Source organism: Cyanobium sp. CH-040 (assembly GCF_024346135.1).
Taxonomy (GTDB): Bacteria; Cyanobacteriota; Cyanobacteriia; order PCC-6307; family Cyanobiaceae; genus NIES-981.
This window is the reverse complement of the sequence record NZ_JAGQCJ010000009.1, coordinates 65,929-79,551: the sequence shown is the minus strand read 5'-3', so window position 1 is coordinate 79,551 and position 13,623 is coordinate 65,929. Positions and strand designations below refer to the sequence as shown.

The following is a 13,623-nucleotide window of genomic DNA, read 5'->3' as shown; positions in this document are numbered from 1 at the left end:
GGCCCCCGCGCCATGGCCCTGCCCCTGCCCAGCCCACCTGCCTGGAGCGGCGATCCCCTGGTCGCCAAGCTGATCGCCGCGGCTGCCGTGGTGGTGGCGGTGAGCCTGCTGATCCGGGTGAGCCAGGTCTGGCTCGGCCGTTCCCTCAAGGACGCCGACACGCGCTACTACGCCCGCAAACTCGTGGCCCTGAGCGGCTACTTCCTGGTGGTGGTGGGGATCACGGTGATCTTCAAGGACCGCCTCGGCGGCCTCACCGTGGCGATCGGTGTGGCCGGTGCGGGCATCGCCTTCGCGCTGCAGGAGGTGATCGGCAGTGTGGCCGGCTGGATCGCCATCTCCTTCGGCGGCTTCTACCGCCCCGGTGATCGCGTTCAGGTGGGCGGCATCAAGGGGGATGTGATCGACATCGGCATCCTGCGCACCACCCTGATGGAGCTGGGGGAGTGGGTGCACTCGGACCTCTACAGCGGCCGCATCGTGCGCGTCGCCAACAGCTTCGTGTTCAAGCAGCCGGTGTTCAACTATTCCGGCGACTTTCCCTTCCTCTGGGACGAGCTCACCCTGCCGGTGCAGTACGGCAGCGACCACCGCCTGGTGCGCCGCATTCTGGAGGGGATCGGCGCGGAGATCGCCGCCGAGCCCTTCACGGCCAGCGTGCGATCGGCCTGGGGGCGGATGGTGAAGAAGTATCTGATCGAGAATGCCGGCGTGGAGCCCCAGATCACTCTGGTGCTCACCGACAACTGGATGGAGTTCACCCTCCGCTATGTGGTCGACGTCAAGGCCCGGCGCTCCACCAAGGACCACATCTACACGCGGATTCTCGAGGAGTTCGACCGGGCCGGCGATCGGGCCCGCATCGCCTCCGCCACCGTGCAGCTGGTGCAGCCTCCGCCGCTGGAGGTGCGGCTGAGGCCAACCCAGCCGGATTGAGTGCCCGGGCGACCGAGCAGCCAGAGGCGGAGCGCCCAAGGGCTGTTCGCCTGGGTTCAGGCCTGGTCGGATGCGTGCTCAGTGCCGATCCGGCCTGTCCGTTCCAGCTCCGCCTCCAGCGCCGCCACGGCGATCCGCGTGGGAATCACGGCATCCGGATTGAGGCTGATCGAATCGATGCCTTCGGCCAGCAGGAAGGCCGCGAACTCCGGATGGTCACTGGGGGCCTGGCCGCAGATCCCCACCTTGCGCCCGCAGCGTCGGGCCGTGGCGATGGCCATGGCGATCATCGCCTTCACCGTGGGATGGCGTTCGTCGAAGAGGTCGGCCACCAGGGCCGAATCGCGGTCCAGCCCCAGGGTGAGCTGAGTGAGGTCGTTGGAGCCGATCGAGAAGCCGTCGAAGCGTTCGGCGAAGGCCTCGGCGCCGATCACGTTGCTGGGCAGTTCGCACATCACGTACACCTCCAGCCCGCCTTTGCCTCGCTCCAGCCCATGGCGGGCCATCTCCGCCAGCACCCGGTCGGCCTCCTCCGGCGTGCGGCAGAACGGCACCATGGGAATCACATTGCCGAGCCCCATCCGCTCCCGCACCCGCCTGAGCGCCTGGCACTCCAGTCCGAACGCCTCGCGGAAGGCCGGGGCGTGATACCGCGACGCGCCCCGCCAGCCGATCATCGGATTCTCCTCGCTGGGTTCGAAGTGGCGTCCGCCCAGCAACTTGGCGTACTCGTTGCTCTTGAAGTCGGAGAAGCGCAGGATCACCGGCTTGGGGAAGAAGGCGGCGGCGATCCGCCCCATCCCCTGGGCCAGCAGATCCACGTAGTAGTCCGCAGGGGTGGCGTAGCCGCGGGTGAGTTCGGCGATGGCATGCCGCTCGCCGGCGTCGGCCACCCGCTCCGGCTCCAGCAGGGCCATGGGATGCACGCGGATGTGGTTGGCGATGATGAACTCCAGCCGGGCCAGGCCGACGCCGTCGCAGGGGATGGCGGCCTGCTTGAAGGCCTCCTCCGGGTTGCCCACGTTCATCAGGATGCGGGTGCGGGTTTCGGGCAGGTCGCCGAGTTCCTGCTCCTCCATCCGGAACGGCAGCTCGCCGCGGTACACCCGACCCTCGTCGCCCTCGCAGCAGCTGGCGGTGATCAGCTCGCCATCGCCGATCCGCTCGGTGGCATCGCCGCTGCCGACGATGGCGGTGATGCCCATCTCGCGGGCGATGATCGCCGCGTGGCAGGTGCGCCCGCCCTGGTTGGTGATCACGCCGCTGGCCAGCTTGAGGATCGGTTCCCAGTCCGGATCGGTGCGCTCGGTGACCAGCAGATCACCGGGGCTGAAGCGGCGGATCTCGCCCGGGTCGCGGATGATCCGCGCCCGGCCGCTGCTCACCGAGGCGCCGATCGCCCGGCCACGCACGATCGGCTCCTCCTGGTGGGCATCCAGGTGCCAGCTGCGCAGCACCGTGGCCGAGCGCCGTGACTCCACCGTTTCCGGGCGGGCCTGAAGGATGAACAGCTCGCCGCTCTGGCCGTCCTTGGCCCACTCGATGTCCATCGGCGTGGGGGTGCCCCGCCGCTCGCTGTAGTGCCGCTCGATCGTGCAGGCCCAGCTGGCCAGCTGCAGGGCCTCGGCGTCGCTGATGGCGAAGCGGTCGCGATCCTCCTGCGGCACCGGCACGTTGCGGGTGCTGCCCGTACCGGGCTCGTGGTTGCGGCCAGCCCCGGAGCCGGTCTCGGCGTAGACCATGCGCATCGCCTTGCTGCCCAGCCGGCGGTGGATGATCGGCTCGAACCCCTGCTCCAGGGTGGGTTTGAAGATCAGGTACTCGTCGGGGTTCACCGTTCCCTGGACGACGTTCTCCCCCAGCCCCCAGGCCGCGTTGAGCAGCACGGCGTCGCGGAAGCCGGTTTCGGTGTCGATGCTGAACATCACCCCGGAGGCGGCCAGATCGGCGCGCACCATGCGCTGCACGCCGATGGAGAGGGCCACCTCGAAGTGGTCGAAGCCGTTGATCTGCCGGTAGGAGATGGCCCGGTCGGTGAACAGGGAGGCGAAGCAGCGCCGGCAGGCCGCCAGCAGGGCCGCCTCACCGTGGACGTTGAGGAAGGTCTCCTGCTGGCCGGCGAAGGAGGCATCGGGCAGGTCTTCGGCGGTGGCGCTGGAGCGCACCGCCACCGACAGCTCCGCTGCCGCTCCCAGGCCGCTGTCGCTGGCCAGCTGCCGGTAGGCAGCCAGGATCTGGCTCTGCAGATCGTCCGGCAGCGGCGCGCTCAGCAGCAGGGAGCGGGCGGCCGCACCGGCGGCCTGCAGGGCGGCGATGTCGCTGCTGTCCAGATCGTCGAGCAGGGCGTGCAGCCGATCGCCCAGTCCGCCGCTGGCGATGAAGTGCCGGTAGGCCGCCGCGGTGGTGGCGAAACCGTCCGGCACCCGCACCCCCTGGCTGGCGAGCTCGCGGATCATCTCCCCCAGGGAGGCGTTCTTGCCCCCCACCCGGCCGACGGCATCGATGCCCACGGCGCTGAAGGGCAGCACCAGCGGTTCGGCCTGCTGGCCGCGGGGGGGATCGGCTGGAAGCATGGTGCGCGGGCGACCAATCCGACTCTGGCTCTGCAACCAGGTAGCGGCCGCAACTGTGAACGGCACGATGCACTGGGTGGAACGGCGGATGGGTGGCACAGTGGAGCGTCTGTTCCTCAGCCCCGCCTCGTGCTCCGCTCTCCCCACGCCTGGATCGCTACGGCTGCATTCACCCTGGCGACGGCTCTGGGCCTGCCTGCCTCCGCCCAGGGCCAGGCACCTGCCGCCGCGGCCCGCCCCATCTCTCAGGACGCCATGAACGACATGGCCCTGGCGGCCGCGGTGAGCGTCTGCGAGATGGCCGTGGAGGAGAAGGTGGCCGTTGAGAAGACGGTGCTCTCCGCAGCCAAGGCCATGACCTACGTGGTCACCAATCGCTACGGCTCCCAGGTGGCCAACGCCGGCAGGCTCCAGCCCGAGCAGATCGCCAACGGCAGCATCATCCAGATCATCGGCCGGGTGCGTCAGGGCTGCTACGACAAGCTCAACGCCGCGGACAAGAAGTTCGTCGACAACATCATCAGCGAGTACAACAAGGCGGTGCAGAGCCAGGGCCAGGGCCAGCGACGCTGATCGGGCCGCTGATCGGAAGGTGACCGGGCTTCAGCGGTCCGGCACCTTTCCGGCTCAGCCTCGGCTCCGGCTCAGCCTCGGTTCATCCGTCCCCGTCCGGGCTCCGCTCCGGCAGCAGCTGGGCGAGCAGTCCTGCAGCCATCAGCACGCCGCCGAGCACGAGCGCCAGGGTGCGGTTCCCGGCGGCGGGCCCATCGCCGCCCCAGACGGCCGCAGCCAGGAACGCCCCCCCGAGCAGCAGGGAGGGCACGAGCACGATGCCCTTGGCGGTGCGGTTCAGACTCATGGGGTGCCGCAGGCCTGGGGATCGGCATCGATCAGGTGCTGTGCCAGCCCCTGGGCCACCAGATCGTCACCCAGGTCGAGCACCACCTGATGGCTGCGGTCGGCCAGGGTCCGCACCCGGGCCAGGAGCACACCATCGCGCTGCCCCACCGGCCGCAGGTTCACCCGCGTTCCCCGCGGTGCCCGGTCCCGCAGCCAATGGGTGGCTGCTTCCTCCTGTTCCGCTTCAACTGCCACGCAGGCCAGGGCCACGGCGTAGCTGCGGTTGCTGTCGCCCACCTGGAGCAGAGTGCCGCTGCGCACCTGCAGCACCTCAGCGGCCGCGGCGGCGCCGGGGCCCAGGAGGGCCAGCGGCAGCAGCAGCACGGCGAGCAACAGCGGCAGCAGCAGGCGGGCGGGGCTCAGAGCTTGGCGCCGCAGCTGGGGCAGAAGAGGTGGGCACTGGCGGTGCTGGCGCCGCAGTGGCCGCACTGACGGGTGGTGTCGATGGCCAGTTCGGGATGGCTCGGCAAGCCCACCATCTGGGCGTTGCTGGCGCCGGGGGGCACCATCGGGTAGCAGTTCTCGTTGCGGCGCACCTTCACGTCGATGAAGGCCGGTCCGGGATGGTCCAGGGCTTCGCGCAACTGGGATCTGAGACTGGCGCGCTCGGTGATCAGCACCCCGCGCACGCCGAAGGCCTCGGCGAGACGCTCGAAGTCGGGCATGCCGCCGGTCATCTCCGAGGCCGAGTAGCGCTCGCCGTAGAAGCTCTCCTGCCACTGGCGCACCATCCCCTGCCAGCCGTTGTTGAGCACCACCACCTTCACGGGCAGGTCGTACTGGGCCAGGGTGCCCAGTTCCTGGATGTTCATCAGGATGCTGGCGTCGCCGGCCACGCAGATCACCTGCTCCCCGGGGAAGGCGGTCTGCACGCCCATGGCGGCGGGCATGCCGAAACCCATGGTGCCCAGGCCGGCGGAACTGATCCAGCGGCGCGGCCCGTTGTGCAGGAACTGGGCGGCCCACATCTGGTGCTGGCCCACATCGGTGGTGTAGAAGGCGTCGGGCGCCAGTTCCCGCAGGGCCACCACCACCTCCTGGGGAGCGATGTCACCCTCCGGAGCCGGCACCACCAGGGGGTAGTGGTGCTTCCAGGTGTCGATGCGGTCCAGCCAGGCGTCGGTGCGGCCCTCTGCGCTGTCGCCCTCGCTGGCCGCCAGCAGCGCCTCCACGGCCTGGCGCACATCGCCCACCACGGCCACCTCCGGGATGCGGGTCTTGCCCACCTCGGCGGCGTCGATGTCGATGTGGATCACCTGGGCCCGGGGCGCGAAGCCATCCAGCCGGCCGGTGACGCGATCGTCGAAGCGGGCGCCGGCGGCGATCAGCAGATCGCACTCGGTGACGGCGAAGTTGGCGTAGGCCGTGCCGTGCATGCCGAGCATGCCCAGGGCCAGGGCGTGTTTCTCATCGAAGGCGCCCTTGCCCATCAGCGTCGTGGTGACGGGCAGACCGAAGCGTTCGGACAGCTTCAGGATGGCCTCGTGGGCGCCGCTGCTGATGGCGCCGCCGCCCACGTAGAGCAGGGGCCTGCGCGCCTGCCGGATCAGTGCCAGGGCCGCATCGATGGCCTCCGGGCTGGGGGCGGCGGGCAGGCTGAAGCCCTTGGGCACGGCCGTGCCCGGCTCCACCGGCACGTAGTCGAACTCCTCGAGGCCCACGTCCTTGGGCACGTCGATCAGCACCGGGCCAGGGCGGCCGCTGGCGGCGATCAGGAAGGCCTCGGCCACGATCCGGCCGATGTCCCGGGGGTCGCGCACCACCCAGGAGTGCTTCACGATCGGCAGGGTGATGCCGAAGATGTCCGTTTCCTGGAAGGCGTCGGTGCCGATCGCGGCCCGCGGCACCTGGCCGGTGATCACCACCATCGGCACCGAATCCATGTGAGCGGTGGCGATGCCGGTGACCAGGTTGGTGGCGCCGGGCCCGGAGGTGCCGAAGCACACGCCCACCTGGCCGGTGGCGCGGGCATAGGCGTCGGCCGCGTGGGTGCCGCCCTGCTCATGGCGCACCAGGATGTGCTTCAGCCAGCCGCGCGCCTCGGCCTTGTGCAGCTCGTCGTAGATGGGCAGGATCGCGCCGCCCGGGTAGCCGAAGATGTGCTTCACCCCATGGCGGTGCAGCGCGTCCATGAGCGCGTAGCCCCCGCTCACCCGTTGGGCGCGGCTGCCTGCGGCCCCATTGCCGGTGTGCGTCGGTTCGTTGGCGGTGGTGTTGGTCTGGGCGGCAGAGGTGAGGGGCGAAAGCGTCACGGCTGCGGCGGCCAAGCACCTGGCCAGTGGAGAACTGCGCTCACCCTAGGCGCTGGATGGCCGTCTGAGGCCTGGGATCGCCGGCCTCAGACGGCCCCCTGGCGGGCCCGGGCCATGGTCCGCAGCACCAGGGCCGGATCCACCCACGCGTCGCGGAAGCGCATGCCCCAGTGCAGATGGGGGCCGGTGCTGCGTCCGGTCACGCCCACATGGCCGATCAGCTCGCCGGTGCGCACCGCCTGGCCGGCGCGGATCGCCACCGGTCCGCTGCGGTACACCCCGCCGGACACCGAGCCGGAGAGGTGGCAATAGATGTGTTCGTACTCCCCGGAGCGGATCACCAGCCCCAGGCCGCAGGTGCCGTCGTTGATCACGCTGTCCACCACGCCGCCCCACCAGTTGCGGATCGGCGAGCCCATGGGGGCGGCGATGTCGAGGCCGTAGTGGGGTTCCGCTGCGCCCCAGGGGCCCGTGCGCGTGCCGAAATGGCTGGTGTAGCCGGCGAAGCTCACCACCGGAAACACCCCCCGGGTCCACATGTTGCGGGCCTGGGCGGGTTGCAGTTGCAGCAGGGCGCCATGCAGGGCCACCGCAGCGGCCGTGACGGCGCCGAGGGCGGTGACCATCGCCAGGGGAAGGCGCCGCGGGAAACGCTCCCGGAGGCGCATCCGCGCGACCGCCGGCAATCCACTCCCGCCTGTACGGCGGGTGGCGATCTCAGAGCAGCCCCAGAGCATGCAGCGGTCCCCTGCCACTGATCAATTCCAGCAGAAAAGCGGAAAAACCGAGCATCGCCAGCCTCCCGTTCCACACCTCGGAGCTGTTGTTCCAGCCCCAGGCCCAGCGGTCCTGGGGATAGAGCTTCACCTTCCTCGGCAGGGCGGCGGCCTGGTCGAGGTTCACCTCCGGGCCCTCCAGGGCCTGCTGCACCAGGTGGGCCAGCCCATCGATGAAGGACGGGGTGGTGTCGAGGGCGGGCACCCGCCGGAAGTTGGTGATGCCGGCCTCGGTGGCCAGCTCGCGGTATTCGATGTCGATCTCCTCGAGGGTCTCGATGTGCTCGCTCACGAAGCTGATCGGCACCACCACCAGATCCTTCACACCCTGGTGTCCCAGCTCCTCCAGGGCCTCGTCGGTGTAGGGCTTGAGCCACTCCACCGGCCCCACCCGGCTCTGGTAGGCCAGGGTGTAGGGGTTGGCGTGGCCCAGGTCGCTTTCCAGGCGCTCCATGATCAGCCGGGCGCAGGTCTCGATCTCCTCCTGGTAGGGGTCGCCCGCCTCCTCCACGTAACTGCGGGGCACGCCGTGGGCGCTGAAGAAGACGTGGGCGCGGGGCGGGTCGGGGCAGGCCTCAATCTCGCTGGCGATCAGCTCGGCCATCGCGCCGATGTAGCCCGGATCGTCGTAGTAGCTGCGGATGCAGCGGATTGGCAGGCCGGCGAAGGCCGGATCGCTCTGGCGCAGACGCTGCAGTTCCCGGAAGCTGGAGCCGCTGGTGCTGATCGAGAAGTGGGGGTAGAGGGGCAGCACCACCACCTCGTCGATGGCGTCAGCCTTGATGTCGGCCACCGCCGATTCGGTGAAGGGATGCCAGTAGCGCATGGCCACGTAGCTGGTGGCCTCGATGCCCCGCTGGCGCAGCACGCTCTGCAGCTCGCGAGCCTGCTGCTCGGTGATCCGGCGCAGCGGCGAGCCGCCGCCGATGGAGCGGTAGGCCTCCTGGGACTTGCCGGCCCGCAGGCTGCTGATCAGCCAGGCCAGGGGTTTCTGCAGGGCCGGATTCGGCAGCCGGATGATCTCAGGGTCGGAGAAGAGGTTGTAGAGAAAAGGGCCGACGTCCTGGATCCGTTCCGGACCTCCGAGGTTCAGCAGCAGCACGCCCACCTTGCCGCCCACCTTGGCCATGCCTTCGTTCCATCTGGCGCACCGCGGTGAGCGTAACGCTGGCCGCCCTCCCCTAGCGCCCCTGCCGGCGCATCGATAGGTTCATGGCGACCATTGCCCCGAAGGCCGTGGCCCCCAGCCCCGCCGCTTCCGGCACCGGGGAGGCACTGGATGCCGCCCTGGCCGATCACAACGCCCGCCTGGCGGCGATCGGCATTGCCCTGCGGATCGAGCGGCGCGGCGCCAGGCTGGGTCTGCGGGGCCCCCTGCCCTGCAGGCGGGGCGGTCCGCGCCGCAGCGTGCAGCGCCTCAGCCTCGGGCTGCCCGCCACCGCCACGGGCCTGGAGCAGGCCCGCGAGCAGCTGCGCGAGGTGCTGCGGCAGCTGGAACAGAACCACTTCAGCTGGGACCGCTGGAGCCGATCGCCCGCCACCCCCGTCCCTGCCGCCGGCGCCGACACCGGCTCCAGTCCGGATGGCTGCCCGGATGGCGGCGCCGCTCCGGCGGCCCTGGATCCCGCGGCCCTGGTGGAACAGTTCGAGCGCGCCTTCTTCCAGGATCACCAGCGGCGCCGCAACCCCGCCGGCAGCCGCACCACCTGGACCGCCGCCTACCGGCCCTACCTGCGCCGGTTGCTGCAGCTGGGGGAACCGCAACACCCCCTGCCGGTTGCCGCGCTGAGCCAGCTGCTGGAGCGCGTGCTGGAGAGCTACGAGCCGGCCAGCAGCAGCCGCCAGCAGTGCGGCATCGCCCTGGCGGCCCTGGCCCGGCAGGGCGGCATCCCCCTGCCGCCGGACTGGGGCGAGCGGGCCGCCGGCTACGGCCTGCACGTGGCCCGCTTCCGCCGGCTGCCCAGCGACAGCCAGATCCTGCAGCTGCTGGAGCTGATTCCCAGCCGCGCCTGGCGGCTCGTCTACGGCCTGATGGCCACCTACGGCCTGCGCAACCACGAGGTGTTCTTCTGCGACCTCTCGGCCCTGGCCCCCGGCGGCGACCGGGTGATCCGGGTGCTGCCCGCCACCAAGACCGGTGAGCACCAGGTGTGGCCGTTCCTGCCGGAGTGGGTGGAGCACTTCGGCCTCGAGGCGCTGGGGGGGATGCCGGACCTGCTGCCGCCGGTGTGCACCGATCTGGGCCGCACGACCCTGCAGCAGGTGGGCCGGCGGGTGGCCGAGCAGTTCCGCCGCTACGGCCTGCCGATCACCCCCTACGACCTGCGCCACGCCTGGGCCGTGCGCACCATCCACATCGGCCTCCCCGACACCGTGGCGGCGCGGATGATGGGTCACTCGGTGGCGATCCACACCCGCACCTACCACCACTGGATCACCCGCCGCGACCAGCAGCAGGCGGTGGACGCCGCCCTCGCCCGGCAGCGCCCGACCGGCCAGCGGGTGGCCTGAGGCCGCCAGAGTGGCGATCCTGTGACGCCCGCCCGCCATGCCCCACAGCCAGCTCGATCCAGCCCTGGAGAGGGACCTTGACCGGCAGGCCGCCGAACTTGGACCGGGGGGCGATCTGGCCCCCGAGCGCGATCGGGAGGCCTACCGCCGCCGCATGGCCCGGCGCCAGGAGGTGCAGCGGCAGCGCGTGGGTGAACGGTCCCAGGAAAAGGGGCTGGTGCTCGTGTTCACCGGCGAGGGCAAGGGCAAGACCACGGCCGCCCTCGGCCTGGTGCTGCGCAGCCTCGGCCACGGCGAGCGGGTGGCGGTGGTGCAGTTCATCAAGGGCGGCTGGCAGCCGGGCGAGGCCAGGGCCCTGGAGCTGTTCGGCGACGCCCTGGCCTGGCATGCCCTGGGGGAGGGCTTCACCTGGGTCACCCAGGACCGGGAGCGGGACCGCGCCCTGGTGCAGGCCGCCTGGGAGCGCTCCTGCGCCTACCTCGCCGATCCCGGCCGCCATCTGGTGGTGCTCGATGAGGTGAACGTGGCCCTGAAGCTCGGCTACCTGGCGGTGGAGCAGGTGCTGGAGGGCCTGGCCCTGCGCCCCGAGCTCACCCATGTGGCGCTCACCGGCCGCGGCGCCCCCCCGGCCCTGCTGGAGCGGGCCGACCTGGTGACCGAGATGAAGCTGGTGCGCCATCCCTTCCGGGAGCAGGGGGTGAAGGCCCAGCGCGGCATCGAGTTCTGAGGCCGCCCGCTGCGGCCATTGCTACGGTGCCGCAGATCGGCGGGGGGCGATGGGTTTCAGGCGCGTGCTGCTCAAGCTCAGTGGCGAGGCACTGATGGGCGAGCAGGGCTATGGCATCGATCCAGCGATCGTGCAGTCGATCGCCGCCGACGTGGCCGCCTGCGTGGCCGACGGCACCCAGCTGGCCATCGTGGTGGGCGGCGGCAACATCTTCCGGGGCCTCAAGGGCAGCGCCGCCGGCATGGACCGGGCCACTGCCGACTACGTGGGCATGCTGGCCACGGTGATGAATGCCATCACCCTGCAGGACGGTCTGGAGCGGGCCGGCGTGCCCACCCGGGTGCAGAGCGCCATCTCGATGCAGGAGGTGGCCGAGCCCTACATCCGCCGCCGGGCGATCCGCCACATGGAAAAAGGACGGGTGGTGATCTTCGCCGCCGGCACCGGCAACCCCTTCTTCACCACCGATACCACCGCTGCCCTGCGCGCCGCCGAGATCAACGCCGACGTCGTGTTCAAGGCCACCAAGGTGGACGGCGTGTACGACCGCGACCCGGCCCGCTACCCGGATGCCCGGCGCTACGAGACCCTCTCCTTCCTGGAGGTGCTCAGCAGCGAACTGGAGGTGATGGACGGCGCCGCCATCGCCCTCTGCAAGGACAACGCCATCCCCATCGTGGTGTTTGATCTCTTCGGTCCCGGCAACATCGGCCGGGCCGTGCGCGGTGAGCCGATCGGCACCCGCATTCACCCCTGAGCCCCAGCCTGATACCAACGCCATGGATCTGGAAGCCGCGATGCGCAAGTCGGTGGACGCCGCCCTGCGCAACTTCAACACCATCCGCACCGGTCGGGCCAACACCTCCCTGCTGGACAAGATCAGCGTGGAGTACTACGGCGCCGAGACGCCGCTCAAGTCGCTGGCCAGTCTCACCACGCCCGATTCCCAGACCATCCAGATCCAGCCCTTCGACATCGGCGCCATCGGCCTGATCGAGAAGGCCATCGCCATGAGTGATCTGGGTCTCACCTGCAACAACGACGGCAAGGTGATCCGCATCAACATTCCGCCCCTCACCGAGGACCGCCGCAAGGAGCTCTGCAAGATCGCCGCCAAGTACGCCGAGGAGGGCAAGGTGGCGCTGCGCAACAACCGCCGCGACGGCATCGACCGGATCAAGAAGCAGGAAAAGGACGGCGAGCTCTCGGAGGATCAGAGCCGCGACGAGCAGGAGAAGGTGCAGAAGCTCACCGACCGCTTCATCGCCGAACTGGAGAAGCACCTGGCCGACAAGGAGGCCGAGATCCTCAAGGTTTGAGTGGTTCAGGCCCCCAGTCCTGGGATGTGATCGTCGTCGGTGCGGGAGCGGCCGGTGCGGCGGCCGCCCTTCACCTCGCCCGGGCCGGCCGCAGCGTCCTGGTGGTCGATCAGGCCCGCTTTCCCCGCGCCAAACCCTGTGGCGGCGGCATGGCCGCCTCCGTGCAGGCCTGGTTTCCCTGCGACCTCACCCCCGTGGTGGAGGCCGTGATCGAACGGGTGCGCTTCACCTGGGATCTGGGCGATCCGGTGGTGGCCGAGTTGCCCGGGGAAGCGCCGTTCTGGATCGTGCGCCGCTCCCGGCTCGATGCGTTCCTGCTGGAGCAGGCCACCGCCGCCGGGGCGCGCTTCCTCGGCGGCGCGGCCGTGGAGGCGGTGCAGCGCCACGGCGAGCGCTGGCGGCTGACCCTGGCCGCCGGCGCCGATGCCCTACCCGGGGGTGGATCGCTGGAGGCTCCGGGCCTGGTGATCGCCGATGGCTCCGGGTCGAGGCTGGTGGCTGGCCTGGGGCTGGGGCCGCAGCGGCCCCGGTTCGCCACCACCGTGTCGGTGGAGCTGGAGGGGGAGGTGGCTGATCCCGCCACGGCCCATTTCGGCTTCGGGCTGGTTCCCCAGGGCTTCTGCTGGGCCTTCCCGCGCCAGGGGGGCTACAGCATCGGCCTGGGCAGCTTCATCGGCCGTCCCGTCGATCCCGCCCTCGCCCGCGCCGAAGCGGACGCGGTGCTGGCCCGGCTGCTGCCCAGCCTCGGCTTCGCCGTCGATGCGGGTCAGCGCACCACCTCGCGGCTGCGCGTCTGGGATGGTCACCATCCCCTGCACGGCGAGGGGGTGGTGGTGGCCGGCGACGCCGCTTCCCTGTGCGATCCCTTCCTGGCCGAAGGACTGCGGCCGGCCCTGCTCAGCGGCTGCCGCGCCGCCGCCGCCATGGACCTCTGGCTGTCCGGCGACGCGGCGGCTCTCAGCCACTACAGCGATGGCATCCGCCGCGCCTGGGGGGAGTCGATGGCCTGGGGGCGCCGCATCGCCAGCGTGTTCTACCGGGTGCCGCGGGTGGGCTACCAGCTGGGAATCAAGCGCCCCACGGCCCCCCAGCGCATCGCCCAGATCCTCTCCGGCGAGATGGGCTATGGCGACATTGCCCAGCGGGCGATCCGCAGGCTGCTGTTTCAGCGCGGCTGAAGGGGTCTGCCCTCAAAGGCGGGTGCAGTCCTTGAGATTGCGCAGCCGCTGATCGATCGAGCCGAGCAGCTCGATGGCGAACATCGGTGACTCCTGCACCGCGAACAGGAACTTCTCGCGGTTCATCACCAGCAACCGGCAGGGGGTGATCGCCCTGGCATCTCCGTAGCGCCGGTGCTCGCTGGTCACCAGCGCTCCGGCCCCGAAGACGTCGCCCGCATGGATCTGCTCATGGCCCGCATCGCCGTTCCAGTTGAGCTGCACCTCCCCCTCCAGCAGGCCGAACATGCAGTCGCCGGGTTCGCCGGATCGGAAGATCAGCTCGCCCGGTTCCACGGTGATCACCTCACCGCTGCTGGCGAGGGCGCGCATGGTGTCGAGAGCGTTCACAGCAGGCAAGAGGGATCAGTCAGACCGGTGATCCAGTGTGGACGAGCCGCCGCACGCCCAG

The 13,623-nt window shown here is 70.5% G+C and carries 14 protein-coding genes; 7 read left to right on the top strand and 7 right to left on the bottom strand.

Translation table 11 applies throughout. The annotated features are described in order from the left end of the window. The first annotated feature begins 12 nt into the window (after window positions 1-12). Window positions 13-936, top strand: coding sequence for a mechanosensitive ion channel family protein (locus tag KBY90_RS09725; RefSeq protein WP_254968396.1), 924 nt, complete (start codon window positions 13-15; stop codon window positions 934-936). 56 nt (window positions 937-992) lie between these two features. On the opposite strand, the gene ppsA is transcribed toward KBY90_RS09725, so the two are convergent. Further along, complete coding sequence (gene ppsA / locus KBY90_RS09720; RefSeq protein ID WP_254968395.1) at window positions 993-3,509, bottom strand: phosphoenolpyruvate synthase; 2,517 nt, start codon at window positions 3,507-3,509, stop codon at window positions 993-995. A 129-nt stretch (window positions 3,510-3,638) separates the two neighbouring features. Between ppsA and KBY90_RS09715 the strand changes: the two genes are divergently transcribed. Next, on the top strand, window positions 3,639-4,082 hold the full coding sequence (locus KBY90_RS09715) for a hypothetical protein (RefSeq protein WP_254968394.1): 444 nt from the start codon (window positions 3,639-3,641) through the stop codon (window positions 4,080-4,082). Between the two features lie 82 nt (window positions 4,083-4,164). Here KBY90_RS09715 and KBY90_RS09710 read toward each other — a convergent pair whose 3' ends face one another. From KBY90_RS09710 to hemH, 5 genes are all read right to left on the bottom strand, one after another. Beyond that, window positions 4,165-4,368 carry a GIVxVP protein gene (locus tag KBY90_RS09710; RefSeq protein ID WP_254968393.1) on the bottom strand — a complete coding sequence of 68 codons (204 nt, stop codon included), beginning with the start codon at window positions 4,366-4,368 and terminating at the stop codon, window positions 4,165-4,167. Beyond that, on the bottom strand, window positions 4,365-4,733 hold the full coding sequence (locus KBY90_RS09705) for a hypothetical protein (RefSeq protein WP_396122565.1): 369 nt from the start codon (window positions 4,731-4,733) through the stop codon (window positions 4,365-4,367). The genes KBY90_RS09710 and KBY90_RS09705 overlap by 4 nt, the downstream gene beginning before the upstream one ends. 35 nt (window positions 4,734-4,768) lie before the next feature. Next, a complete protein-coding gene (gene ilvB / locus KBY90_RS09700) occupies window positions 4,769-6,562 on the bottom strand; it encodes a biosynthetic-type acetolactate synthase large subunit (RefSeq protein WP_396122564.1) in 1,794 nt (597 codons plus the stop codon). Between the two features lie 185 nt (window positions 6,563-6,747). Continuing rightward, entirely contained in the window at window positions 6,748-7,329 is a 582-nt protein-coding gene (locus KBY90_RS09695) for a M23 family metallopeptidase (protein ID WP_254968390.1), read from the bottom strand. Window positions 7,330-7,378: 49 nt separating this feature from the next. Then, a complete protein-coding gene (gene hemH / locus KBY90_RS09690; protein ID WP_254968389.1) occupies window positions 7,379-8,566 on the bottom strand; it encodes a ferrochelatase in 1,188 nt (395 codons plus the stop codon). A 278-nt stretch (window positions 8,567-8,844) separates the two neighbouring features. Between hemH and KBY90_RS09685 the strand changes: the two genes are divergently transcribed. Genes KBY90_RS09685 through KBY90_RS09665 form a run of 5 tightly spaced genes read left to right on the top strand, consistent with a single transcriptional unit; the run spans window position 8,845 to window position 13,172 of the window. Beyond that, entirely contained in the window at window positions 8,845-9,948 is a 1,104-nt protein-coding gene (locus KBY90_RS09685) for a site-specific integrase (RefSeq protein WP_396122563.1), read from the top strand. Between the two features lie 37 nt (window positions 9,949-9,985). Continuing rightward, window positions 9,986-10,675, top strand: coding sequence for a cob(I)yrinic acid a,c-diamide adenosyltransferase (gene cobO / locus KBY90_RS09680; RefSeq protein ID WP_254968387.1), 690 nt, complete (start codon window positions 9,986-9,988; stop codon window positions 10,673-10,675). 49 nt (window positions 10,676-10,724) lie between these two features. Continuing rightward, a complete protein-coding gene (gene pyrH, locus KBY90_RS09675; RefSeq protein ID WP_254968386.1) occupies window positions 10,725-11,432 on the top strand; it encodes a UMP kinase in 708 nt (235 codons plus the stop codon). Window positions 11,433-11,454: 22 nt separating this feature from the next. Beyond that, window positions 11,455-11,994 (top strand): ribosome recycling factor, encoded by a 540-nt coding sequence (gene frr, locus KBY90_RS09670; RefSeq protein WP_254968385.1) that lies wholly within the window; start codon window positions 11,455-11,457, stop codon window positions 11,992-11,994. After that, window positions 11,991-13,172 (top strand): geranylgeranyl reductase family protein, encoded by a 1,182-nt coding sequence (locus KBY90_RS09665; protein WP_254968384.1) that lies wholly within the window; start codon window positions 11,991-11,993, stop codon window positions 13,170-13,172. The genes frr and KBY90_RS09665 overlap by 4 nt, the downstream gene beginning before the upstream one ends. A 12-nt stretch (window positions 13,173-13,184) precedes the next feature. Here the strand turns inward: KBY90_RS09665 and KBY90_RS09660 are convergent, their stop codons facing one another. After that, the gene (locus KBY90_RS09660; RefSeq protein WP_254968453.1) at window positions 13,185-13,562 is read right to left on the bottom strand and encodes a Crp/Fnr family transcriptional regulator; all 378 of its coding nucleotides are present in this window, start codon (window positions 13,560-13,562) and stop codon (window positions 13,185-13,187) included. Window positions 13,563-13,623 lie beyond the last annotated feature (61 nt).